Genomic DNA, 14,724 nt, shown 5'->3' with positions numbered 1-14,724 from the left:
CGCCTCTACCCTTGATCATTTAATTAGCCACTGACAGACGCTTATGAGGCGGGGGCGTGGCATTATAACGTCATGCTGAGATGATTCTAGGGAAGGTGCGAATAAGCAGGTCATTTCTTCCCAAGCTGACTCGCTGATTAAAATTTCGCGGATCTGGGCCGATTTTTTTCCCGCAAACACATCGAATCAGCCTATTTAGGCTATTTTTTCCACCATTTCTGGCGTTATTTCCGGTTTTTACTGAGATCTCTCCCACTGACGTATCATTTGGTCCACCCGAAACAGGTTGGCCAGGGTGAATAACATCGCCAGTTGGTTATCGTTTTTCAGCAGCCCTTTGTATCTGGCTTTCACGAAGCCGAACTGCCGCTTGATGATGCGAAACGGGTGCTCCACCCTGGCACGGATGCTGGCTTTCATGTATTCGATGTTGATGGCCGTTTTGTTCTTGCGCGGATGCTGCTTCAAGGTTTTTACCTTGCCGGGACGCTCGGCGATCAGCCAGTCCACATCCACCTCGGCCAGCTCCTCGCGCTGTGGCGCTCCTTGGTAGCCGGCATCGGCTGAGACAAATTGCTCCTCTCCATGAAGCAGATTACCCAGCTGATTGAGGTCATGCTCGTTGGCCGCGGTGGTGACTAGGCTGTGGGTCAGGCCACTCTTGGCATCGACACCAATGTGGGCCTTCATGCCAAAGTGCCACTGATTGCCTTTCTTGGTCTGATGCATCTCCGGATCGCGTTGCTGCTCTTTGTTCTTGGTAGAGCTGGGTGCCTCAATGATGGTGGCATCCACCAAAGTGCCTTGGGTCATCATGACGCCTGCTTCGGCCAGCCAGCGATTGATGGTCTTGAACAATTGACGGGCCAGTTGATGCTGCTCGAGCAGGTGGCGGAAATTCATGATGGTGGTGCGATCCGGCAGGGCGCTATCCAGGGATAATCGGGCAAACAGGCGCATGGAGGCGATTTCGTACAGGGCATCTTCCATGGCACCGTCGCTCAGGTTGTACCAATGCTGCATGCAGTGAATACGCAGCATGGTCTCCAGCGGATAGGGCCGTCGGCCATTGCCCGCCTTGGGATAAAACGGCTCGATGACTTCCACCATGTTTTGCCATGGCAGAATCTGCTCCATGCGGGAGAGGAAAATCTCTTTTCGGGTCTGACGGCGCTTAGTGCTGAATTCACTATCGGCGAAGGTGAGTTGATGGCTCATGATGTCCCTCTGGGATGCGCTCCGGATGAATATGATGATCTCATATCAGGAACTTGTTCGCACCTTCCCTAGGGCAGCAGACCTGGTGATCTTCACCGGGGCGGTAGCGTGTTCAGGAGAGAAAGGCGCGTCGGGGCAAAAAGTTGTCACACCGGAAATGAACCAGACAAAAACGAATATAACCCACTGAAAGTATAATTAAAAACCTGGTTGGCCACATAAACCCACGTCGGAAAGAGTTGTTGTGGAGAATAACTCACTCAGCGAGGAAGAAGAAAAGCGGCTTGGGCTGCAAACTTCCTAAATTATTGATACCAATCATTTATTTAATAGCACTGCCAGGGTTCTTGATGAGAATGGTGTTCCACTGAAAGGTGGTGGTACTAAGAGCGGTAAGTTTAGGCACTGTCGATCTCCCGACTCCGGATTCTGGATATCTATATGAAAATGCTGATTTTGATGACTGGCTGAGCTTATTGATAACTTGATATTCTGGAATATCAAGTTGGTAACTCAACGGGCAAAGATGACCTTTATGCTGAATTATCATTCAATCGGGTTCTGTGGGGAGAAATTCTATTATCAGACGATAAAAGATGGTTGAGAATAATCCACTGGCTCAGGTAGTCAGAGGTTGCGCGGTTAACGAAAAAAGTCGCCACAACCCCCGTCGCAGCGACTCCTCCTTTTACCGGTTAAGTGAATTCAGGAAATCCACCACCTCTTGTTTCTTCTCTGGTGCGATAGCCATCAGATCGTTAACCACGGCACCTGGCGGGATCAGACCCAGACCTGCAGCGACGAACATCCAGTTCACCACGTGGAACATACCGCGGCGGCCATAGAGCATGTAGCTTTCAACATCGAGCAAACGCGGGGCGCGAACCTGCATACACTCTTTAAATGCGCGATAGTTCTCGGTCAGCGGGGTTGTGGCGACGTCCTGCCAGAATTCGGTATCCCGGCGCGGGCAGTCATAGTGCATGCGCAGGAAATCCAGGATCTCCATCCACGATGCAAAGTTAGATTCGTTAAACTCGCGAATCGCGTTATCAGAAACCACACCCTGACTGGCGACCAGCACGCGGGTGAAATTACGTACCACTTCAATCATCTGGCCGATCGAGGTCGCTTCCAGCGGCTCAACGAAACCGGATGCCAGACCGACAGTCAGCACGTTACCCACCCAAACCTGACGGTAGCAACCCGGCTCAAACTTGATCACGTTCTGCTGTGGCGTTACGTCATAGCCCAGATAGTCTTTAATTTCCTGCAACGCATCATCGTCAGAAATATGTTTGCTGCTATACACATAGCCCGCCCCTACCCTGTCGATCAGCGGGATCTGCCACATCCAGCCTGACTTCATTGCGATAGCGCGACTCACCAGGTAGGGATTTTTCAGCGGATGCGGCATATAGAACGGTAATGCGCGATCCAGCAACAGATGTTCCTTAAACGAGTACCACTCGCTGGGCACCACTTTGCCTATGACCTTGCGCGCCAGCCCGGTCGCATCCACCAGGAAATCCAGCTCGATCTTCTCTTGTTCCTGGGTGATTAATGCCGTGACATGGCCTTTCTCGTTCGTTTCAACATGTTCAACAATCACATCCTGATGAATGATGCCGCGCGACAGCGCCACCTTTTTAAGGTATTTGGCGATCTTGTAGCTATCAAAATGGAAGGAGTTAATAATATCTACAGCCTGGTTATTTAGCGCGTTTCTAGCCTCTTCCTGACTGGCATTATTGACAATCAGATCAAACCCTTTGAGGTATGAGGTCAGCGGAATGCTGTTATTGATCATGGCGGAGAATAACGGGTAATGCCCCATCGTTTCCCATTTTGACGCCGATCCGGAGGCCGATGCGAAAGGATGGTAATATTTATCGTCCCTCTCACCGGTACGCCAGCCTTCGTAGCAGAAGCCCCATTTAAAGGTCGCATTGGTTTCACGTACAAACTCATTGAAATCAATATCAACGGAATGTAACGCAGCCTGGAAATTCAACAGACCACCTTCCCCAACACCAACAATCCCGATTTCCGTGGACTCCACGACACGGATTTCCACGTTAGCGCTGAATAATTTCCGTAATGTTAACGCTGTATACCAACCCGCAGTCCCGCCACCGAGAACAACAACTCGCTTAATCCCTTTTAAACTCAGCATAACGCCTCCATGAAAAAACAGTCGAAATAATTTTCCCGACTATAACTTATCACCTGGAGAATTGTTAAAATACGCGCAGTGGTTTTCGGACGCTCCATTGTGAATTAATCTAAGTAATTACTCTGCACCAGCACTTTGTATCGTTATGATTTTATTGATTTTTGCTTTGAAAATGTAAAATCAACTGACACAGAAGAAAAATGAAAAACCCTAAAATTAGTAAGGAAAAATAAGTATTTCATAAGTAAAAACAACCCATCTCAATATTTCCGCACATGCGCATCGCGGCGAAAATATTGAGTGGGTTTACAGATTATCAGAACACGTACTTCATGCTGACTGCCGCTACGTTATCCGTCATGATATTGGCGTTTTGGGTAAAGGTATTGTCATCCAGCAGGTTGATTTTATAGTCGAGATACGCCTGCATATTTTTGTTGAAATTATAGGTAAAACCTACGTCAACAAACTTAACCAGATCCTGACTGTCGTAAGTATTGCCCTGGCGATCAGTACCTAAATCTTTACCACGCGTCTGGTTATAGGCGATGAACGGCACCAGGCCAAATTCGAACGCATAACCGGCATACAGCTCAACCGCCTGCGAGGTGTTAGCAAACCCGTACGCGGTGGCGCTCGGTGAACCAAATTTTGCTGCGTTATACGCCTGGGTATACATCGCCGCCAGGTAGAGCTTGCTGTTGTCGTATTTGATCGCCGTGGTGTAGCCTTCTGCATTACTGCCATCACCCATGATACCCGGCGCCGCATTTTGTTCATCGGTACGATTAGAATTAAAGAAGGCGCCAGCGATGCTGATCCCGGCATCAAATTCATAGCTTAACGAGGCGCCAACCCCATCGCCATTCTGCGTTAACACATTGCGGGTTCCCGCTTCAGCCGCGCCGCTGTCATTTTTACCCTGGTACTGTAACGCGAATTTCAGGCCATCGACCAGACCAAAGAAATCAGTGTTACGGTAAGTGGCAATACCGTTGCCGCGCTTGAACATAAACTGATCTGAGCCGTAGGTTGAGGCATCGAATTCCGGCTGCATATCGGTATATGCCGCAGCATCATACAGGATCCCCGTATTACGCCCGTAATCAATGGAGTTATATTGTGCAAAGCGAAGACCGGCAAAGGCGTAACGCGTAAAAGCCGTGTTGGTATTCTCAGCCTGGTTACCCTGAACCTGATATTCCCAACGGCCAAACCCTACCAGGTCATCGGAGACTTGCGTCTGGCCTTTAAAGCCAAAACGCATAAAAGTCTTGTCACCGTTAGAGCCTTTATCGTCAGAAAAATAGTGCAGCCCGTTGATGAAACCATATAAACCTAATTTATTACCATCTTTATTATAAATTTCCGCTGCATGAGTCGCTGCAGAAAACAACATAACCGGAATTAAAAATGTAAGAGCACGGATTTTCATTTAAATATCCTTTACTAAAAGTTCATATTAATGGTTATTAAAGACGCTCACTACCAGACATATTTCAGCGATATAAACTGTACAAAATAGCAGGCACAAGGCAGCTACCTTACGCACCAGGCATTTATTCTTATATCAGCCGGAATATTTATTACTACAACGACCTGTTACATTATGAGGCGCTCTGTTGCGTTTGTACCGCCTGAACTGGCTCCGCTATTTTCCGTGGTTCTTCTTCAACGGGAATATCTTCAAATCCCAGCATTAACGTCAATATAAAGGAGAGCACAACGGAAAGCGCCATGACACCCACGACCCACACAATGGACATCGGGTTCGCCGGGTCGAAGAACTGCACGCTGGTGAAGAGCCCCGGCGCCGCCATCGAGTGGCTGGCAAGCCCGGCGATACCGGCGACTGCGCCGCAAATAAAACCACTGATAAGACTGGCAATGAGCGGACGCTTCAGGCGTAACGCCACACCATACAGTGCGGGTTCAGAAATCCCTGCCATGATGGCCGATGCGGCGGCGGCCAGTGCCGTCTGACGCAGTTCCGGGTTTTTCGTGCGCCAGGCCACCGCCAGCGATGAACCGCCAAGCGACAGATTTGCGCCGATTTCTGACGGCATGACCATACCCTCTTTGCCGGTTTCGGCAATAGTCTGAATGATGGTCGGCGTAAAGACGCGGTGCATCCCCGTCATTACCAGCAGTGGCCAGATTGCGCCCATAATGGCGACGGCCAGCCAGCCCAGATAATTGTGGATGGTATACACCAGGGCGGAAATAGAACTACCGATCCAGATACCAATCGGCCCGATTAACAGGATCGCCAGTGGTGCGGCAATCAGCACAATCAGCATCGGCTTAAGGAAGTTTTTAGTCACCGCAGGGGTAATATTGTCTACCCAACGCTCGATATAGGACAGACACCATGTCATTACCAGAGCCGGAATGACGGTGTAGGTATATTTCACTGCCGTCAGCGGGATAAACGCAAATTCCATGTGTTCACCCTGCGCAGCTTTCGCCATCAGGTCGATAAACGCCGGATGCACCAGTACACCCGCAATGGCAATCGCCAGTGACATATTGGTTTTAAATTTCAACGCCGCGGAAGCCGCCACCATTAATGGCAGGAAGAAAAACGCCCCATCGCCAATCACGGTCAGAATAATTAACGTCGGTGCGTTTTTCGGTAATACGCCGCTCATTTCCAGCACCATGGCTAACAGCTTAACCATTGAGCCACCAATAATGGCCGGAATAAGCGGTGACATGGTGCCAATAAGCGCATCGAGAATACCGGCGCCAATACGTCTGAAAGTTATTTTTCTTTTTCCGGTCTCCTGTGAGCCCCCTGCCATTTCCGGTAACAGTTTCACTACTTCGGCATAAGCCTGTGAAACGGTATTTCCAATAATCACCTGACACTGGTTCTCGTTTTTCACCACGCCCATGACGCCGCTGATGATTTTCAGTGCGGCGGTATCCACCACGCTTTCATCGCGAACTACAAAACGCAAACGCGTCATACAGTGTGTAATCGCCGCAATGTTGTCGCGGCCTCCGAGGGCACCGAGGATCTTTTGTGCTGCTTCGGCGTAATTTTTTGCCATTCGTTATTGCTCTCTGGATATGTCGTGCGTGTATTCTTTATGCCACTGATTAAATTACCTTTTTACAGGCAATAGCAGGCCCCAACGCACGTTCATGTCGTCGCTAAAAACTGATCCCGCTCCAGTTGTGACAGAAATGATGTCGCTATCACGTATAAGAAACCATGATAGGTAACCGGTTCCACACGAAACTCTCAGTAATTCACATGAACGTCAATAAAATTATTTTTTAGCGAATAGATTTGTGATCGACATAACTTTAAACCAGTCAGTTTCACTTAAAGCGAGAGCGTATTCAGAGGTAACGACATGCCAACACAGAGGTCAGCATGCCGGACGATAAAGGAGGTGGGGTTGAGTTGTTACGCTTTTCTGGCGCGCGGGTTATTTTTGAAATTCAGTTACCGTTTCCCAGGCAACCTGTTGTAAGGCTTTTGCCGTTGCCGGGGTCATGTCAGTGTCGATCGGCAGTGCGCCTCCAACCGGGGACTGGTTATACAACGTGGCAAAGAAGACGCAGGCGGCTAAATAGGTGCCAGCCATCGACGGGTGCATGCCGTCCTGGTAATACAGGTTAATCTCCGGATGCGCCTTGCGGGCTTTTTCAAACGCGAGTCCGACTGGCGCAACGTAGCCACCCGTTTTTTGCGCAACAGACAAATAGGCATCGGCAAGCTTCTGGGTTTCTTCCGGTTTATCGCGCTTTGCCCAGGTCATAAAGTAGACCACTTTTGCGCCCGCGTTGTGCGCCATCTCGGCCATTTTAGTTGCCGATTCGACGAAGTTCTCTCGGGAACTCTCTTTCTTCGAGACAGGCTCGGTGGAGTTACCTTGCAGGATCACCACATCCCATTTCTGCAGGCTGTTCTGATACTCAAGGTTGGGAATATGCCAGCCTAAGCGACCACTGGAGATGGTGATCCCACGATACTGATAGCCTTTAGCGTGATCCGGCAGTAAAGATTTTGTCAGATCCCGCAGACGGGTATTAATATTGTTGTTGTAAAACGTGTATGAATTACCGTACAGGGCGATAATTTTATTATCCCCATCCATTTTAGCATGCGGCGAAGGCGCAATTAATGTATCCGCATAACTGCTTACGCTGCCAAAAGTCAGCATTGCCGCCGTGGCGAGCAGAGCGAGCCTTTTCATGTGTAGCCTCTCAGAAATCATAACGAAGCCCGACGATAAGGGCATCATCATTGGTTTTTTGGTTTTTATTGGCGAGCGATTTATCGTAAGTGAAAGATAACCAGGTATCTTTTGCCAACGTTAATTGCGTTTCCACGCGCCAGTCTTCTTTTTCAGCAATATCTTTATCATCTTCATTTAAAACACTATAACCGCCCAGGACTTTAACCTTGCCAAAGTTATAGGAAAGGAGTGAGTCGAATCCATTAAAATTATTGTCGCTTTTATTATCGCGAGAAATAGAAGTGCGTAATGCCGTTACTGCCAGCTCCCAGGCTTGATAATTGAGCTGGAGTCCCCCCATGATCTGATCGTGCTGATTACGGCCATCTGTGGTCACAACACCGTCCTGACGTTTATAACGGCTGGCAGCAATTGCTGGCGTAATTCTGACATCACCAAGCCGGAATAATTTCCGGTAGCTCGCCATTGCACCATAGTCCATGGCGTCGTTGTCGCTATTACCATTACCGGTAACCCACGCCATCTGGATTTCGTTACCGGCAAATTTGGCGTTCCACTGAACAGTACCGTCCTGACGGTTGAACTGGTAAGAATCGTCAATGGTCGTCACGCCGTAATTATAGACGTTGGGGGTGAAATTTTTATATTTATCAGTCATTCGCATGACCTGATAGAGCGGGTTTTTCGTTCTGCCCGCGATCACTTCACCCCACGTTTTGTTCGACAAACCGATGTATGAGTAGCGGGCTTCCAGGTCGCTGTCACCGGTGTTGTTATCGTTTTTCTCGGTACGAACCTGCCACTCCAGGCGACCGACAACTTTGGTATCAGGCAAAAACGTTAAATCTTTCGTGAGATAAACCCCTAAACGACCGCCCAGATCGCTGCGAGTTTCGCTTCCGGCGAATGAGTTGTCACCGCTGGCAATAGTACCCTCGACACGCCCATAGATATCCAGCGTATTACCGTCTTTATCGTAGACATTTAAGGCAAATGCAGAAGAGTTCATACCCATCAGTAATATTAGTGAATAGTGTTTTATTTTCATATAATCCCTCAAGAAAGCCTCAAGGAAGCATTCACTTCCTGGTCATAAAAGGTTAACTGCGAGATAATTGTTCGTGAGAATGAATTAAATCCGATATGGGAATTGTTTTTTCTCGTAATAAAATGTGATTATTCACGCATAAATATACCGCATCGCATTCTTGCATTAATTATTTCAGTATTTGCTAACATAACTCGATCAGATTTTATTTTTACTCTGGAGATAATTTTAAAAATACTGTGAAATCTATCGCACTTTTACAGTAAAACAAACATGACGTTGGGAATATCACATTCCCATGTTCTCTTTTGCGATGGGAAATGTATTTTCCCCTGTAAATTGGAACGCAGATCCCGCAAAATCGGTTAATCACACTATTATTACGATGCTTTCATTACCGGAGAGGTACCGTATGTACGGTAAGCAAACAACCGTATTTGATTCTGATCTCTATTCCCCTCTGTTCACCAATGACCAGATGCGGGAAATATGGTCTGACGACAATCTGATTCGCTGCTGGCTACGCTTTGAAGCGACAGTCGCGCGTGTACAAAGCGATCTGGGGATCATCCCGGCGCAGGCGGCGATAGAAATTGATCACGCCTGTCGCGACTTAACGCTGGACTGGCCTGCCTTAGCGCAGGGAACACAATCCGTGGGAATGGCGATCAAACCGTTGATCGATCAGATCTCGGCTTCCGGCACGCCACTGGTGAGTCAGTATCTCCATTGGGGATGTACGACCCAGGATTTACTGGATTCTGGCCTGGCGATGCGGTTGCAGCAGGCGCTGCAGTTGGTGTATCAGCAACTGATTACCGTTGGCGAAGAGATGAAGACGATGGCAGTGAAGCACTCCCGCACCGTGATGGTTGCGCGCACCAATTCGGTAGATGCTTCCGCCACGACCTGGGGGTTACACGTTTCCGGTTATCTGGCTGAGGTGAACCGGCATCTTGTCCGGCTTCAGCAGCTCTATCCCCGCGCCATTACCGGTCTGTTTGGTGGTGCGGTGGGGAATCTTGCCTCTGTGGGTGCGCAGGGGATGGCGACGCGTGAACGTTTAATGCAGGCGCTGGGGTTGAATATCCCTTGTGGCATAAACAATGCCAGCCAGGACGCCATTGTCGAGGTGGTACAGTGCTTTGCGCTGATTCACGGTACGCTGTGCCGCCTGGCAAATGATGTCGAAACCATGGGCCGCACCCCCATTGCCGAGGTGATGGAGGGAGAAGGCGGTGGCGGTTCCAGCACCATGCCGCATAAGGCTAACCCACGCGCCAGCAATATGATTCAGACGCTGGCAAGAATGGGATGGATGTACGCCTCCGGCGCGCCAGCGATGCTCGACCAGCAGGATGTCCGCGCGGCTTCCATGCGGGTACTGAACTGGACGATTCTGCCTGAAGCATCGAATGCGTTATCGACCAGTCTGACGCGTGCGGAAAAACTGCTTTCGCATCTTATTGTTAATGAAGTAAAAATGCGCGCCAATTTTGCCTGCTCAAAGCATTTCATTATGTCTGAATCACTGACGATGAAGCTTGCCGCAAAAATTGGTCGGGAGCCCGCCTATAACCTGGTAAAAACCCTCTTAATGCAGGCTGATGGTGAGCAAAGTTTTATGGCGATCGTACAGTCCAGCCCGGAGATTCTGGCCGCTTTATCGCAAAACGAGATCGCTGAGGCCTGCGAGCCGCTTTCTTATATTGGCTGTAACGATGAATTGATCGCCGAAACCGTCGACAAATTCGAAAAGATTAAGATAGCTGATATTGCCTGATAACCTCCCGTCCTGATACTCAACCGGGTATCAGGACGCGGAGAAGGTCTCAAAGAACTCAAACAATTCTTCCAGTTGGGCAAAATTGCCCTCGCTGTCCCCTTTCTCGTAAGCCAGATGCAAAATCAGCTCGATAAAGAAGAAGCCTATAATTCGGCTTTGAAAAATGGATTGCGCATCACTTGGAACAACAAATTGCAGTTCGCAAAATTTGCCATAAGGATTAGCTTCGGAATTAGTAATCAGCACGACGTTGGCATTTTTCTTTCTGAACCATTTTGCAATATTGAGCGCGACACGGTTAAAACGATAGTAGGAAAAAACAACCAGCACATCATCTTCTTTAATGTCCATCAAGCATTTAGGAAGTTCGCTAATGTCAGTGGGCAGCAGAGTGATGTTACTGCGGAAGTACTTGAGCAGCGTGCAAAAGTGAATCGCCATCGCATGCGATGATGACGGCCCTACCGCATAAATGTGCCGTTGGTCATTCAGTACCAGTGTAATAAATTCGTTTAAATTATTTATATTGATGCTGTTTTTAAATCCGGCAAAGAGTGAGGATACCCGGTGCGTGAATTCACCAACAATATGCTCAGTCGTAATGGTACTCTTGTTCCGCTGGCGGATGTTTTTTTCAAAAGGCGCCGAGATTTTATTCTCAGACAGGGTGGTATCAAGCGCCCTTCTGAAGGCTGCGTAGCCGGTAAACCCGACTTTATTCAGAAAGCGGCCAATTGTCGCTTTACTCACCGCCGCATTTTGTGAAAGATCGACAATGCCATGATAGGGCAGCTCATTAAAATGCTTGTTAATATATTTATTAAGCCGACATTCTGATTCTGTTAACTCGCCAATACTTTTTGTTAACGAATTATACTCATCCAGACTTAGTGTTCTTTTTCTGTACATATATGCCACCCGGAGACTATTTTATAACAGAGTTGTTATAAGATAATCCCCTGCGGGCGTCAATTACGTCATAGCCTTTAATATTAACTGTTTTCCAGAATTTCTTCATCCCATCACTCAGATGCAGATAAGATGCGATCCTTCTCACAAAAAATACTGGGAAATGACCTTTCCCGTATTTTGCATCAACACCAATGATTAGAATTGAATCTCCAGGTCAAAACGCTTAACTCAGTGATTATCGCGCATTAGGGATTTCTATTATGACAGCGTTTATTATAGCAATAGTGATAACAGTAATTGCCGCGTGGCTAATTGTTAAAAATTATCAGCCGCAAACTGTTTTATTACTCGCAGGTTTAGCATTACTCACCATTACGGTGCTGTTTTTTCCTGAAAATAGTATTCTGTACGACAAAGCAAAATCAACCGGATCCACCTGGCTGGATATCTTCAGCTTTGCCAAAGAATCGCTGACGACCCAAATTGCGGGTATTGGTTTGATCATCATGGCCGCCGGCGGGTTCGCCAGTTATATGGATCATATTAAAGCGTCGAATGCGATGGTGAATATGTGCATTCGCCCCTTAAAGGTGATCAAAGCGCCTTATCTTATCCTCGCGCTGGGTTATATCTGTGCGCAATTGTTGCATGTGGCTATCTCCAGCGCGGCTGGTTTAGCGATGTTATTGCTGGTCACTTTCTTCCCCGTACTGGTGCGTCTGGGCGTGAGTAAAGCCTCTGCGGCCGCCATGATCGGTTTGTGCGCGTTTATGGATCTTGGCCCGGCCGTCGGCACGGCTAACCTGGCGGCGAAACATGCCGGAATGGAAAGCGCCATTTACTTTGCCCATTACCAGATGCCCGTGGCGGCGGTCGTGATGCTGGCGGTTGCAGTAGTGATTTTCTTCACGGCGAAATATTTCGATAAAAAAGACGGGTTTGTGCCTGGCGAACAAGAGGTTGCCGCGGAGGAAGAAGAAGGACGTAAGGCTCCGGTGATATATGCGCTTCTCCCTGTTTTACCTGTAGTCCTTGTGCTGGTGTTCAGCCCGCTGCTGATCACATCAGTCAAAATTGATGTGGTCACAGCGATGATTTTGGGCGCCATCGTCGCCTTCTTTTTTGAGCTGGTCACCACGCGTGATTTCCGGACCTGCTGCAAAGGTTTGCAGGTGTTCTTTAAAGGCATGGGCAGCATGTTTACCAGCATTGTGTCCCTGCTGGTTTGCGCGGATATCTACGCCCAGGGGCTGCAAAAAATCGGTGCTGTGGATTATCTCCTGCAATCGGTTCAGAACGCCGGCTTAGGCTTCACCAGCATGACCCTGGTGATGACCGCACTGGTGGGTATTACGGCAGTATTGACGGGTTCCGGCGTGGCGGCATTCTTCTCTTTTTCCGGGCTGGCACCGTCGATTGCGGCAAAGTTTGGTGAAAGCGCGGTCAATATGATCCTGCCGATGCAACTGATGGCGGGCATGGGTCGCGCCATTTCACCGGTTGCCGGCATCATCATCGCCGTCAGTAAAGCGGGTGAATGTTCGCCGTTTATGATCGTCAGAAGAACATTACTTCCGGCGCTGGCGGGTATTGTCGCCATGTTAATTGCCAACTACGTCCTGATTTAAATTTCTGCTGATAACCATGGATAGCAACGTGAGAGACGATGTGCTGTACGTCCCGTTTACGGGCAAATTGTTACTGGAATCACCTCTTCTGAATAAGGGAAGCAGTTTTACCCGGCAGGAGAGGAATGATTTTAATCTCAATGGATTACTGCCCAGCGCCATTGAAAATATCGATGAGCAAGCTGAACGTGCTTATCAACAGTATCAGGATACCGACTCAGATAACGCCCGGCATATCTACCTGCGTAATATTCAGGATACGAATGAGACACTGTTTTACCATCTCCTGAAAAAACATCTCCCGGAGATGTTGCCGATGGTTTATACCCCGGTGGTGGGTACCGCCTGTGAAAAATTTTCCGGGATCTACCGCCGGGCCAGAGGCGTGTTTATCTCATGGCCCGATCGTGACCGTATTGACGATATTCTGCATGACATTCCGCGCCACGATGTCAGCGTTATCGTGGTCACGGACGGCGAGCGGATCCTCGGTCTGGGTGACCTCGGCGTCGGCGGAATGGGCATTCCCATTGGCAAACTGTCGCTCTACACCGTCTGCGGCGGCGTGAATCCAGCGCAGACGTTACCCATCATGCTGGATGTCGGAACTAATAACCCGCAGTTACTGGACGATCCTCGCTATATAGGCTGGCGCCATCCGCGGATTACCGGCGAGGAATATTTCGCTTTTATTGACCTGTTCATCGCCGCCGTTAAGCGCCGTTGGCCGGATGTTTTGTTGCAGTTTGAGGATTTTGCCCAGCACACCGCGGTTCCTTTGCTGCATCGCTATCGGAATGCGTTGTGCTGCTTCAATGATGATATTCAGGGAACTGCCTCTGTTGCGCTGGCGACGATTTTAGCGGCGTGTCGCAGTAATCAGTGTGATTTCAGTCAGCAGTCGATTGTGATTGTGGGTGCCGGAGCGGCGGGCTGCGGCATCGCCCGGCATATCATCGCCTGTCGGGTAGCTGAAGGGATGCATGTCGATGAGGCCAGTAAAACCATTTTTATGGTGGATCGTGACGGTCTGGTAATGACGACAACCCCCTCACTGGCCGATTTTCAGGCGCCACTGGCGCAACCTCCCGAATGGCTGGCGGACTGGAAATACGCTGGCGCCACACCGTCGTTGCTGGAGGTGATTCACTATGCGAAACCCACCATTCTGCTGGGCGTTTCGGGGCAGTCGGGGTTGTTTACTGAAGAGGTGATACGCACGATGTACCGCCACTGCGAACGACCGATCATTTTGCCGCTGTCTAACCCAACGTCGCGAATGGAAGCCCGGCCAGAAGATATTCTTCACTGGACTGAAGGGAATGCGATTGTTGCCACCGGCAGTCCTTGTGAACCGGTGGATTATGTAGGGCGGACTATCCCGATATCACAATGCAATAACGTTTACATCTTCCCGGCGATAGGGCTGGGCGTGCTGGCCTGTGGCGCGAAAAGGGTCACGGAAGCGATGCTGATGGCGGCGAGTCGTGCGCTTGCCGAGGTTTCACCACTGGTGTGTCATGGCACTGGTGGGCTGCTGCCGGAAATCAGTACGATCTGCGATATCACCCGCTATATTGCCTTTGCGGTAGGCAAGGCGGCGCAGCAGTCTGGCGTGGCAAATGAAATGGATGATGATGCCCTGCGCCAGAGTATTACTGCGGAGTTCTGGTTACCGGAGTATCGCCCTTATAAGCGACGGGCAATCTAGATCCCGTCGATATGGGGAACGTGAAAAGCCT

General features: G+C 49.2%; 11 protein-coding genes. 3 read left to right on the top strand and 8 right to left on the bottom strand.

Annotated features, from left to right (window positions below; all coding sequences use genetic code 11):
• Nucleotides 1-70 precede the first annotated feature (70 nt).
• The 7 genes from QMG90_RS22415 to QMG90_RS04885 all read right to left on the bottom strand — a co-directional run bounded on the left by QMG90_RS22415 (nucleotide 71) and on the right by QMG90_RS04885 (nucleotide 8,656).
• Nucleotides 71-256 carry a hypothetical protein gene (locus QMG90_RS22415; protein WP_346733133.1) on the bottom strand — a complete coding sequence of 62 codons (186 nt, stop codon included), beginning with the start codon at nucleotides 254-256 and terminating at the stop codon, nucleotides 71-73.
• Nucleotides 238-1,218 (bottom strand): IS5-like element ISKpn26 family transposase, encoded by a 981-nt coding sequence (locus QMG90_RS04910; protein ID WP_000019473.1) that lies wholly within the window; start codon nucleotides 1,216-1,218, stop codon nucleotides 238-240. The genes QMG90_RS22415 and QMG90_RS04910 overlap by 19 nt, the downstream gene beginning before the upstream one ends.
• A 688-nt stretch (nucleotides 1,219-1,906) precedes the next feature.
• Complete coding sequence (locus tag QMG90_RS04905; protein ID WP_283282834.1) at nucleotides 1,907-3,394, bottom strand: tryptophan halogenase family protein; 1,488 nt, start codon at nucleotides 3,392-3,394, stop codon at nucleotides 1,907-1,909.
• A 316-nt stretch (nucleotides 3,395-3,710) separates the two neighbouring features.
• Nucleotides 3,711-4,829 carry a porin OmpC gene (gene ompC, locus QMG90_RS04900; protein WP_283282833.1) on the bottom strand — a complete coding sequence of 373 codons (1,119 nt, stop codon included), beginning with the start codon at nucleotides 4,827-4,829 and terminating at the stop codon, nucleotides 3,711-3,713.
• A 172-nt stretch (nucleotides 4,830-5,001) separates the two neighbouring features.
• Nucleotides 5,002-6,450: a PTS cellobiose/arbutin/salicin transporter subunit IIBC gene (gene ascF, locus QMG90_RS04895; RefSeq protein ID WP_283282832.1), complete on the bottom strand. Its 1,449-nt coding sequence runs from the start codon at nucleotides 6,448-6,450 to the stop codon at nucleotides 5,002-5,004.
• A 384-nt stretch (nucleotides 6,451-6,834) separates the two neighbouring features.
• Nucleotides 6,835-7,605 carry an SGNH/GDSL hydrolase family protein gene (locus QMG90_RS04890; protein ID WP_283282831.1) on the bottom strand — a complete coding sequence of 257 codons (771 nt, stop codon included), beginning with the start codon at nucleotides 7,603-7,605 and terminating at the stop codon, nucleotides 6,835-6,837.
• Between the two features lie 10 nt (nucleotides 7,606-7,615).
• On the bottom strand, nucleotides 7,616-8,656 hold the full coding sequence (locus QMG90_RS04885) for a porin (protein WP_283282830.1): 1,041 nt from the start codon (nucleotides 8,654-8,656) through the stop codon (nucleotides 7,616-7,618).
• A 412-nt stretch (nucleotides 8,657-9,068) separates the two neighbouring features.
• Between QMG90_RS04885 and QMG90_RS04880 the strand changes: the two genes are divergently transcribed.
• Complete coding sequence (locus QMG90_RS04880; RefSeq protein WP_283282829.1) at nucleotides 9,069-10,439, top strand: class-II fumarase/aspartase family protein; 1,371 nt, start codon at nucleotides 9,069-9,071, stop codon at nucleotides 10,437-10,439.
• Between the two features lie 30 nt (nucleotides 10,440-10,469).
• Here the strand turns inward: QMG90_RS04880 and QMG90_RS04875 are convergent, their stop codons facing one another.
• Complete coding sequence (locus QMG90_RS04875; protein WP_283282828.1) at nucleotides 10,470-11,351, bottom strand: MurR/RpiR family transcriptional regulator; 882 nt, start codon at nucleotides 11,349-11,351, stop codon at nucleotides 10,470-10,472.
• Nucleotides 11,352-11,614: 263 nt separating this feature from the next.
• On the opposite strand from QMG90_RS04875, the gene dcuC reads away from it, so the two are divergent.
• The gene (gene dcuC, locus QMG90_RS04870; protein ID WP_283282827.1) at nucleotides 11,615-12,982 is read left to right on the top strand and encodes a C4-dicarboxylate transporter DcuC; all 1,368 of its coding nucleotides are present in this window, start codon (nucleotides 11,615-11,617) and stop codon (nucleotides 12,980-12,982) included.
• A 16-nt stretch (nucleotides 12,983-12,998) separates the two neighbouring features.
• Nucleotides 12,999-14,693, top strand: coding sequence for an NAD-dependent malic enzyme (locus tag QMG90_RS04865; RefSeq protein ID WP_283282826.1), 1,695 nt, complete (start codon nucleotides 12,999-13,001; stop codon nucleotides 14,691-14,693).
• The last annotated feature ends 31 nt before the right edge of the window (nucleotides 14,694-14,724 follow it).

Source organism: Trabulsiella odontotermitis (genome assembly GCF_030053895.1).
GTDB lineage: Bacteria > Pseudomonadota > Gammaproteobacteria > Enterobacterales > Enterobacteriaceae > Trabulsiella > Trabulsiella odontotermitis_C.
Note: the sequence above shows the minus strand (reverse complement) of the source record. Positions and strands in the feature narration are given on the sequence as shown.

Excerpts from the sequence above, each read along its gene's own strand:
- QMG90_RS04910 (WP_000019473.1), bottom strand. The coding sequence starts at position 1,218 with ATGAGCCATCAACTCACCTTCGCCGATAGTGAATTCAGCACTAAGCGC.
- QMG90_RS04905 (WP_283282834.1), bottom strand. The coding sequence starts at position 3,394 with ATGCTGAGTTTAAAAGGGATTAAGCGAGTTGTTGTTCTCGGTGGCGGG.
- ompC (WP_283282833.1), bottom strand. The coding sequence starts at position 4,829 with ATGAAAATCCGTGCTCTTACATTTTTAATTCCGGTTATGTTGTTTTCT.
- ascF (WP_283282832.1), bottom strand. The coding sequence starts at position 6,450 with ATGGCAAAAAATTACGCCGAAGCAGCACAAAAGATCCTCGGTGCCCTC.
- QMG90_RS04890 (WP_283282831.1), bottom strand. The coding sequence starts at position 7,605 with ATGAAAAGGCTCGCTCTGCTCGCCACGGCGGCAATGCTGACTTTTGGC.
- QMG90_RS04885 (WP_283282830.1), bottom strand. The coding sequence starts at position 8,656 with ATGAAAATAAAACACTATTCACTAATATTACTGATGGGTATGAACTCT.
- QMG90_RS04880 (WP_283282829.1), top strand. The coding sequence starts at position 9,069 with ATGTACGGTAAGCAAACAACCGTATTTGATTCTGATCTCTATTCCCCT.
- QMG90_RS04875 (WP_283282828.1), bottom strand. The coding sequence starts at position 11,351 with ATGTACAGAAAAAGAACACTAAGTCTGGATGAGTATAATTCGTTAACA.
- dcuC (WP_283282827.1), top strand. The coding sequence starts at position 11,615 with ATGACAGCGTTTATTATAGCAATAGTGATAACAGTAATTGCCGCGTGG.
- QMG90_RS04865 (WP_283282826.1), top strand. The coding sequence starts at position 12,999 with ATGGATAGCAACGTGAGAGACGATGTGCTGTACGTCCCGTTTACGGGC.